Source organism: Streptomyces sp. NPDC002057, from assembly GCF_040296665.1.
Lineage (GTDB): Bacteria > Actinomycetota > Actinomycetes > Streptomycetales > Streptomycetaceae > Streptomyces.
In genome coordinates, this window is record NZ_JBEOXR010000050.1 from 56,681 (window position 1) to 65,000 (window position 8,320).

11 protein-coding genes and 1 pseudogene are annotated in these 8,320 nt (G+C 65.4%); 6 read left to right on the plus strand and 6 right to left on the minus strand.

The features are described 5' to 3' along the window. Positions 1–73: 73 nt before the first annotated feature. The gene (locus ABT129_RS29970) at positions 74–997 is read right to left on the minus strand and encodes an NADP-dependent oxidoreductase (protein WP_351907837.1); all 924 of its coding nucleotides are present in this window, start codon (positions 995–997) and stop codon (positions 74–76) included. 106 nt (positions 998–1,103) lie between these two features. Beyond that, positions 1,104–1,499 carry a MerR family transcriptional regulator gene (locus tag ABT129_RS29975; RefSeq protein ID WP_351907839.1) on the minus strand — a complete coding sequence of 132 codons (396 nt, stop codon included), beginning with the start codon at positions 1,497–1,499 and terminating at the stop codon, positions 1,104–1,106. 175 nt (positions 1,500–1,674) lie between these two features. Between ABT129_RS29975 and ABT129_RS29980 the strand changes: the two genes are divergently transcribed. The 5 genes and pseudogenes from ABT129_RS29980 (at position 1,675) to ABT129_RS30000 (ending at position 3,441) form a co-directional block, all read left to right on the plus strand. Further along, entirely contained in the window at positions 1,675–1,842 is a 168-nt protein-coding gene (locus ABT129_RS29980; RefSeq protein ID WP_351907841.1) for a hypothetical protein, read from the plus strand. A gap of 133 nt (positions 1,843–1,975) precedes the next feature. Continuing rightward, positions 1,976–2,509, plus strand: a complete 534-nt coding sequence (locus ABT129_RS29985; protein ID WP_351907843.1) for an SMI1/KNR4 family protein — start codon at positions 1,976–1,978, stop codon at positions 2,507–2,509. 347 nt (positions 2,510–2,856) lie between these two features. Continuing rightward, positions 2,857–2,982 (plus strand): annotated as a pseudogene (locus tag ABT129_RS29990) (IS5/IS1182 family transposase); the annotation flags it as partial. Next, positions 2,943–3,167, plus strand: a complete 225-nt coding sequence (locus ABT129_RS29995) for a hypothetical protein (RefSeq protein ID WP_351907862.1) — start codon at positions 2,943–2,945, stop codon at positions 3,165–3,167. The pseudogene ABT129_RS29990 and the gene ABT129_RS29995, both read left to right, overlap by 40 nt. A gap of 88 nt (positions 3,168–3,255) precedes the next feature. Then, a complete protein-coding gene (locus ABT129_RS30000) occupies positions 3,256–3,441 on the plus strand; it encodes a hypothetical protein (RefSeq protein WP_351907864.1) in 186 nt (61 codons plus the stop codon). Between the two features lie 381 nt (positions 3,442–3,822). On the opposite strand, the gene ABT129_RS30005 is transcribed toward ABT129_RS30000, so the two are convergent. The 3 genes from ABT129_RS30005 to ABT129_RS30015 all read right to left on the minus strand — a co-directional run bounded on the left by ABT129_RS30005 (position 3,823) and on the right by ABT129_RS30015 (position 6,007). Beyond that, positions 3,823–4,419: a hypothetical protein gene (locus ABT129_RS30005; RefSeq protein WP_351907845.1), complete on the minus strand. Its 597-nt coding sequence runs from the start codon at positions 4,417–4,419 to the stop codon at positions 3,823–3,825. A 4-nt stretch (positions 4,420–4,423) separates the two neighbouring features. After that, positions 4,424–4,591 (minus strand): hypothetical protein, encoded by a 168-nt coding sequence (locus ABT129_RS30010; RefSeq protein WP_351907847.1) that lies wholly within the window; start codon positions 4,589–4,591, stop codon positions 4,424–4,426. A 72-nt stretch (positions 4,592–4,663) separates the two neighbouring features. Next, positions 4,664–6,007, minus strand: a complete 1,344-nt coding sequence (locus tag ABT129_RS30015) for an AAA family ATPase (RefSeq protein ID WP_351907848.1) — start codon at positions 6,005–6,007, stop codon at positions 4,664–4,666. A 537-nt stretch (positions 6,008–6,544) separates the two neighbouring features. Here ABT129_RS30015 and ABT129_RS30020 point away from each other — a divergent pair. After that, entirely contained in the window at positions 6,545–7,312 is a 768-nt protein-coding gene (locus tag ABT129_RS30020) for a transposase (RefSeq protein ID WP_351907850.1), read from the plus strand. Positions 7,313–7,330: 18 nt separating this feature from the next. Here ABT129_RS30020 and ABT129_RS30025 read toward each other — a convergent pair whose 3' ends face one another. Further along, on the minus strand, positions 7,331–7,630 hold the full coding sequence (locus ABT129_RS30025; RefSeq protein ID WP_351907852.1) for a hypothetical protein: 300 nt from the start codon (positions 7,628–7,630) through the stop codon (positions 7,331–7,333). Positions 7,631–8,320 lie beyond the last annotated feature (690 nt).

The window sequence follows — 8,320 nt, forward strand, 5'->3', positions numbered from 1 at the left end:
GACGATGCGCTGACCACGAGTCCCCGCCAGGACCGCATGGACGGTCGACGGCGTGGGGCGGCCGGTGTGCCTCTCATGCCACCTTGATGACGACCTTGCCCGAGGTGTGACCGTTCTCGACGGCGGCGAGGGCGGCCGGGGCTTCGGAGAGCGGATGGACCGCGGTGATGACGGGGGCGAGGACTCCGTCGAGGGCCAGCCGGGCCGACCGCTCCAGGTTCTCGCGGTCGACGCGACGCTCGACGAATCGCCCACCGAGCTCGGACACGGACGCATCACTCACGGCAAGGACGTTGCGGGGATCCCGCGCCAGCGGAGCGACCGTCCGCAGCGAGGTGCCTCCGACCAGGTCGACGATCCCGTCGAAGCCGCCCGGAACCAGCTGGTGTGCCGCGGTGGCGATGTCCTCGGTGGTGTAGTCGATGAACAGCACACCCATGCCCTCGGCGTGTTCGCGTTTGGCGGTACTCCCGATGCCGATCACGGGCAGCCCACGCCCGATGGCCAGCCGGGCGACGGCGAGGCCGACCCCGCCCCCGACCCCGTTGACCAGGACGGTGGCACCGGACGGGAGTCCGAGCTGGTCGAGCACGTCGACAGCGGTCGTCCCGGCCACCGGCAGCGTTGCCGCCACGGTTGCGGACAGACCGGCCGGGATGCGCGCGGTGTTCGGCGCGGACAGCACCGTCGTCTCGGCGTAGGTGCCGCCGCCGGTCAGGGCGAAGCCGAAGACCGCGTCGCCCACCTCGAGCCCGTTGACGTCCTCGCCCCGGGCGAGAACGGTTCCGGCTGCCTCCATGCCGAGCACGCGGGGAAACGGACGCCCGCCGTCGAGCCCGTCGACCAGACCTGAACGCAGAAGGTGGTCCAGGGGATTCACGCCGGCGACGTCGACCCGGATCAGCACCTCACCGCGACCGGGTACGGGATCGGGCCGGTCGAAGAACTCCTGCACCTCGGGCCCGCCGTGCCTGCCGAAACCCCATGCCTGCCCCATCTTCCGCCGCCTTTCGTACGACCAGCCCGGTGATTCCGGGCCCTGTCGCCATCCTCACCTCTGACATTGATGTCAGAGGCAACGGATTGAGGCGCGGGTCACAGCATCAGGTCGACTGCGCCGCCGGTTCCGGGCCCGTGGACAGCTCCGCCCGGTGCCGGCTGTTGGCCCTGATCAGCGCGTCGAGTGCGTCCCGGGTCTCGACCAGGTGCGCGATGTCGGCGTCGATCCGATCGCGCTCGCGCATCATCGCTGTGAACGTCTCCTCGGCGACGCCCAGGTCACCCGGGATGTCCACACACGGCAGCACAGTCGCGATCACCCGGCTGGACATCCCCGCGTCGAACAACTGCCGGATGAGCGAGACGCGCTGGACCGCAGCATCGGAATAGTGACGCTGCCCCGCACCGGAGCGTGAGCTGGTCAGCAGCCCCTGGTCTTCGTAGTACCGCAGCGAGCGCGGACTCACGCCCGTGCGCCTGGCCAGCTCACCTATCCGCATCCTCGAAAGCCTACGCCCGCGGCCTCCAGGTTCAGACCGCCGATGAGCACGTTCGCCTGTGTACGCCGGGTCCGCGCTGGCGTCCAGCATCTCGCTCTATCCGGTCGTGGTGATGCGATGGGGAAGATGGCTATCCTGAATTGTTCCAGCGAACACGGGGAGGGGGGTCGGGGAGATGGATCGTGCTGTCGATTTCTCCTTCGGGATTTTGGTCGGCGTCATCTGTGCCGCGATCGTTGTTGAGATGCGCGAGAAAAAGGGCGCAACCAGTGTTAATCCACTCAGAATTTCCATGTTCGCCAGCGGTCTGGTGTTCTTGGCGCTCTACATCGCAGACTCATAGCGACAACCTCAGACGCGCCGGGGTGACGGTTCGTAAAACGGGGCGTGTAGCCGTCGGGCTCTCACGCCCTCCAGGTCCCGCCCGTTCGCTCAATTTCAGATCAGCGCCGTGAACTGCGGAGAAAGGAGCCTTGGTGGACATCTCTCGGTTCCACGGCATCATTGGCCCCCCTCGACGTAATGGAGATGTCGATCGGGACTGGACGGATTTCGAGCAGCGAATATCGCTTAGGCTTCCGGCGGACTACAAAAACTTCATCTCGGTCTACGGCTCAGGATGCCTCAACAATCAATTCCTCCTATTCCACCCGAAAGGTGACCTGGAAAACGGACTGAATATTGATTTGCTGCTCCGATCTGCGTACTCCGCCTACTCGACCCTCGCCGAAAGAAGTCCTGAACTCAAACCATTTCCGCTCCACCCGGAACGAGGTGGTTGTATCGCCATCGGTCGTTCGCACGGCGGAAACTACCTCTTTCTGTCTCCCCCGGGTCCGGAATGCAGTCGGTGGCGTGTGGTGGTCGAGATGGGGGAGTGGGTGACCTTTGATATGTCATTCACGGAATTCCTGTGGAAAGCATTGAATGATGAGATCTATCTGCCCGTTATCGAGGGAAAACCGTCATTCGATCCCCTCGGAGCCATAGACTCAGCTGATGAAAACTAAGCCCGCGTCCTATGTGGTGAAGCTGTCATCGGTCACAACGCCCGTGCCATCTAAGGCTGTCTCGTATCTACGGCCGAGAGCTGCCCTCGCGTACTCCTGCACCGCACACCTGGGGCCAGTTTCGACGGGTGTGACATCGTGGCGATCATGGGTGACTCAAGGGCGTACCCCCTCTTCAGGAGTCCAAGTGGTGTTCAACAGCCTCGAAATTGACGGGGAACTTCCCGCCGATGAGCACACAGTGTTTGTGCACCTGTCCAAGTTCGGGGACCTCCCCCGAGCGGAGTGGCTGGCGCGACAGGTCGGTGCGGAGGTACTCGGGGAATCCGTGCCTGGCAGGTGACCGAGGCCACCAGGTCGTCGTCGACGCCGACACCCGCCTGGTCGTCGTTGTCGGCCGACCGCTCGCCGGGAACCGCAACGACCGCAAGGCATGGGAGAAATCCGGAGCCAAGGCCGCCAGGGCATCGACGTCACCCGCGTCCTTACCGACGCCCACGCCGCCGGCACAGGCGTCAACCAGGCCATCGCCGCCGTCACCACCGCCGCCACCCAAGCATCCCCCCGCCCCGGCAGCGCCCCCCGCCCCGGCGGCGACCTCCACCCCGGCCCCGGCCGCCCTGGCGGCCACCAACACCCCCACCCCCGCGCCGCCTGACCCCCGTGTCCCCACACCCGCCACCGAACCGCGTACCGCACCGACCACCACACCCGCGCCCGCCACACCCACCCCCGCCGCTGCGCCGGTGCGGGAGGCCGCCGACCCGTGGGCGCCACCCGCGAGTACGGACGCGAAGCGCTCCTGGGGCCCCCTGACCGAGGGCCTGAACATCCCCCGCGACCCCGACCTCGGCAACAGGGCCAAGGCCCTGGAACAGCTCAACGTCAAGCCAAGGGGACACGCCGCGATCGTCGGCGCGGTTTCCTGCTGACCTCCCCGTGGTGGGACCGCGGGCGATGCTGCAGTTTCGTGTCCGGCGCTTCACCGGCTAGGACGTCTCCTGCGGGCGGCGGACGTTCGTTGAACAGATCGCGGGCCGGACGCCTCGATACAGCCAACGAACTGAGCGAATGCGGTCGGCGCTGGCCGAGGCCGGCCTCGCCCTGGCCAACCGCCGATGCCTGACTGGCCGACGTCTCAGAGGCCCCGGAACACAGTCCTCCAGCTGGTGAACGCTCTCTCAGAGCCTCAACCGCAGATCCCACGGGTGGTCGGCGTTGATGAGTATGCGATGCGTATCGGCGTTCTCCTGTGAGTGCTCCACCAACTACGGAGACACGTCCACCAGCGGGAAGGCCGTGAGCCAACCACGTCATTGCGCGGCCAGGACGATGGCAGGAGGGTGAACGTCCAGGATGATTGCGGTGCCGCCCACGCTTCGGTCCTCGTGCATGGTGATCCGCTGGCCGGGCTGGAGGTGCGTCCAGTGGGAGGGAGTCAGGGGCACGAGGCGAACCGTGGCTCGCCCGCCGGGCTCGAGTACGGGCATGTCCTCAACCCAGAGAGAGGCGATGCTCACCGCACGTCCACCGGTGGGCGAGAGGTGTCCGATGTCCCACATGGGTCGCAGCACACCCGCGCCGGAGATCGGCGTCGTGCGTCGCGCCTCGGCCGCAGGACGGAGCGTCAGATCCGCCCGGATCACGCCATTGCGGATCTCGGAGCACCGCCAATGGCACCAGGCCGCGCTCCGCTCCAGACGGAGCTGCTCAGCTGCTTCGGCGAGCTTCTCCCAGAACGCCAGCGGGAGCGAGCGCCCGTCCCCAAGTTCCTCCAGCAGGCCCAGGGCGATCTCCCACTCGTCGTGGACGAGGTAGTCCCAGATGTCTCGCACCGTGATGTCGTTCTCGGTGGCGGTCTCTTCGGGAACCAGCAGGGAGGCGGATTCGAGCAGCTCAGGGACGTCCATGCGCTCATTGTCGACCACACGAGGCCCAGCTCCGGAAACTTCCATGCGCCGCTTCGGCATCGACCGCCTCGATCAGATCCGGCTCCGCGTTCGCCCACACAGGATGGAAAGCGGTGACCACCTGGCAGACCTCAGCCATGGGGATGCGCTCGAACTCCTGCCAGATGTACATCCGCGAGGCGAGCATCGGCTCACGCCGCAGCACCTTGTAGCAGTTGTCCCCCCGGCGAACACGACAGCGATGTCAGTGTGCCGGTCGTCCCACAGACGACCGCCAGAACTCGAACCCCGTACGACTCATCCACTGCGCCTCATCACACACCAAGACCCGAAACCGCTCGGCCACCGCCTCCTTCAACAGCGCATCGAACTCGATCAGCCTGCTCGGCGGCTCACCAGGCAGCCGCAGAGCCTTAAACAGCCCGTGCCGGATGCCGCGCGGTGTGGGACCGGACCGCAGCTCCAACCGGTACGTGTCCTTGGGCGCCAGGGCCCGCAGCGCGGAGTTCACAGCCATCGTCTTGCCATACCCAGCCGGCCCGTCCTTCAGATCCGCTCGGAGCCGACGCGCGCGGCCGTGGCCCTCGCGGCCTTGAGGGCCCGGACTTCCTCCGCGCCAACGGCATTGGCCAGCCGTGCACTGCCTAGATATTTGTCCTGCGGGTCGAAGACCTCCAGGACGTCGTCGTGGTGGGGCAGGCGTCCCGATACGTCCCACCATCCAGGCGGCGATGTAGGAACGCCGACGCCAGCGGATGCCGTTGGTCGTGATGGTCCGCTCCCGCCCGCCGTCCTCCAGGGCGAAGCGGGCCAGCCACTCGGCGGGCACCTCGACCAGCGGGGTGGGGTCCTTGGCCCAGGCTTCGAGAGGGGTCTTGCCGTCCAGCGCTGCGGGGCGGTGCCGGGCGTTCCACCATGACACCCATGCAAGGAGTCCTGCCACAAATGCGCTGAACGACAACGCGGGTGCGTCAGGGTCGGCAGGATCTCCCTGGGCGAGTCTCTGACGGCGCCTGTAGCGAGGGAGACCCTTGAAATGCATTACCTCGACCGCATTGTTCAGTGCCTTGATGGTGCCTTTCAGATGTGTGTAAGCGAGAAGACCGAATACTCCCACTGAGAGAGCGCCCATGGCGTTCGTGACAGTCTTGGACAGGAAGTCCTTGCCCCGGTCCACCCGAATCACCGACGGCAGCCCTCCGGCCGGCCCGTAAGGTTCGCGCCGGTCGATCCTGGCCCGTAGCGCGGCCAGGACGGCGTCCCGGCTGGGTGTGTGCGGGGTGACCGCTACCCCGACAATCACCTTCGTCGCACAGTCGATGAACCAGGTCACCCACAGGCATACCAGCTCGCCCTCGACATCGACCTCAACCGGGACCCGCTTGTGGTCCCCTTCCCACACGGCGTTGCGATGGGCCGCAGGCCGACGGGCGAAGACATCATGCGTGCGCCTCGCCTTCTCGCCGTTGCGAAGTCCTGCCCGCTCACCCACTGTCAGGTCCCGTCGTATCGCCCGGTGCAGGGTGGCCAGCGACGGTACCGGCCCCATGGACGGGATCGGTCCGAGCACGCCCGACGAGTTCGGCATGGACCTGTGAGGCGTTCCCGCTCCACAGTGCCAGCAGTGCGCATACCTCCGCCGTCACAGTGAACCGCCTTGCAGGTATACGGCTTGCCGGCCTTCCCGCCCCGCGGCGAGCCACCGCCACACCGTCCGCTGCGAACGGCCCCAGAGCCTGTGCCACGAGGCGGACGTGAGCTGATGTCAGCTCACCGGCGGCCTCCAGACCGAGGAGACGTTCGACGGCAGCCTCACGCGGGGCTCCGGCAGGTGCTTTCGACACCTCCCCGTCTTCTCACACGGACCCGTACCACCGGGCGATCTTGGGCATACCCGCGACAGCTACAGAGGGCGTCTGCTAAGCCGGACTCACCTTCTGCGCAATCAGGGACTGTTGAGAATCCGGAGGAGCCTAAAGATCCATAGTTTCGAGAAATAGAATAGGATCCCTGAACAGGAATTATTTTGTGAGAATTGCGAAATCGACAGAAAGTCGAAAAGCGAGCACCCGGAACGCCCTAAGGGCTGTCCCGTAACTCCGATTGCAGCTGAGATGGTTTTGCGGTGGCTGGTGTGATCACGGCATCGGAACCGTCTTGGATAGCCCCGTTCAGTGGGCTGCGCCCGCGCGACTTCCGCAGGCTCATCACGATGCTGCGCCGCAACGGCGCGGGCACGGTACGACCAGGCCGGCAGTGGGGGTTGCCGCTTGAGGACCGAGTCCTCCTGGTCGTGGCCTACTGGCGAACTAACTTGACGCTGCGCCAGCTCGTGCCGCTGTTCGGGGTGTCCAAGTCTGCGGCCGGCCGCATCATCGATCATGTCGGACCGCTCCTCGCGCTCCAACAGCGACGACGCTTCCCCAGGGACGCCGTCCTGATCGTTGACGGCACTCTCGTACCGGCTCGTGATCATTCCATCGCTGAGAAGTCGAAGAACTACAGGTACTCCACCAACCACCAGGTCGTCATCGATGCTGACACCCGCTTGATCGTCGTGGTCGGCAGGCCCCTTCCCGGAAGTCGCAACGACTGCAAGGCCTGGACGGAGTCTGGTGCCGAGGCAGCCGTCGGCATGGCGACTGTCATCGCCGACGGCGGATACCCGGGCACCGGCCCCGTCATCCCGCACCGTCGCCCCAAGGGCGGAGTGCTCGCCAAATGGCAGGTGGAGCACAATCGTGGACACAAGCAGGTTCGAGCCCGCGTCGAGCACGTCTTCGCCCGAATGAAGGCTTGGAAGATACTGCGTGACTGCCGACTCAAAGACGAAGGCGTTCACCGCGCGATGCTCGACATCGCCCGCCTGCACAATCTGGCCTTGAGCGGATAACGCAGGGGTCGGCCAGTGTCAGTCGATTATCGGACCGGCGGCCGACCAGCGCTGGCCGCGGGGCCTCTGATGTCCGGAATCCAGCCGAGTGCCGCTCGCATCGACGACTGCGTAGTCGCCAACGATCTTGTAGGGGTCGCCATCCTCATACAGCCACACGGTGACGCAGCCCTTCGAGACATAGGTGTCGAACCAGACATCGACACCCTCCGCCTCAGAACGGACTGTGAACGCCTCCCCTGGTTTCATCCAGTAGTCCTCGCAGTACGGCTCGATGAAGAGACAGAGCTCGGTGTCGCCCCGGTTCTCTATCGGCATGCTGCTCCGACCCACTGGTCCCCCCCAAGATTGATACCCCTCGGCCTCTCGACACAGTAGTGGCCAGCCTTGTCGCGCTAATGCGGGGGACACGACTCTCGCGTTACGGGACAGGTCTTAGCGGAGTCCAAAGCGCAGAGCAGGTCACCCAGCCAGGAACACGCGGACCTAGAGCCTGCCCCCACGCCTCTGAAAACTGAACTCGCCATAGATGTAAGCCAGTTGAGGAAGAGCGGTATCGCGTGGAGAGGAGGGAGCCCCCGAGCTTTCGAAGATCGCCTAAGTTTTTCTGCATCCTATCGATCGAGCCCGACTCCGCATCCCATACAGGTCGCCAGAGGAACTGACCATCGGCGTCACGCCCCGGACGAGCAGATCGGGGACTGCGAATTCGCCGTCTCCGGAAAACGCCGAAAGACGGTGACACGGAATGAATTCCTGAATAGGAATTCATTCCGTGAGAATTGCGAAATCGACAGAAGTCGAAAAGCAGGCGGACCGCACCTCCTAGCCAGCCGCTTTTCTGGAAATCGCGGAGCGAATTCCAGCGGTTGGATCGCGGAGCGATCCAACCAGGCGTCACGGAGTGACGCCCCATCAACTGCCCTGCGAAGCAGGGCAGTTGAACCGCCGCGTAGCGGCGGCGCGTCGCGTCTGCGGAGCAGACCGCGCAGATCGGAAGAGCGTCGG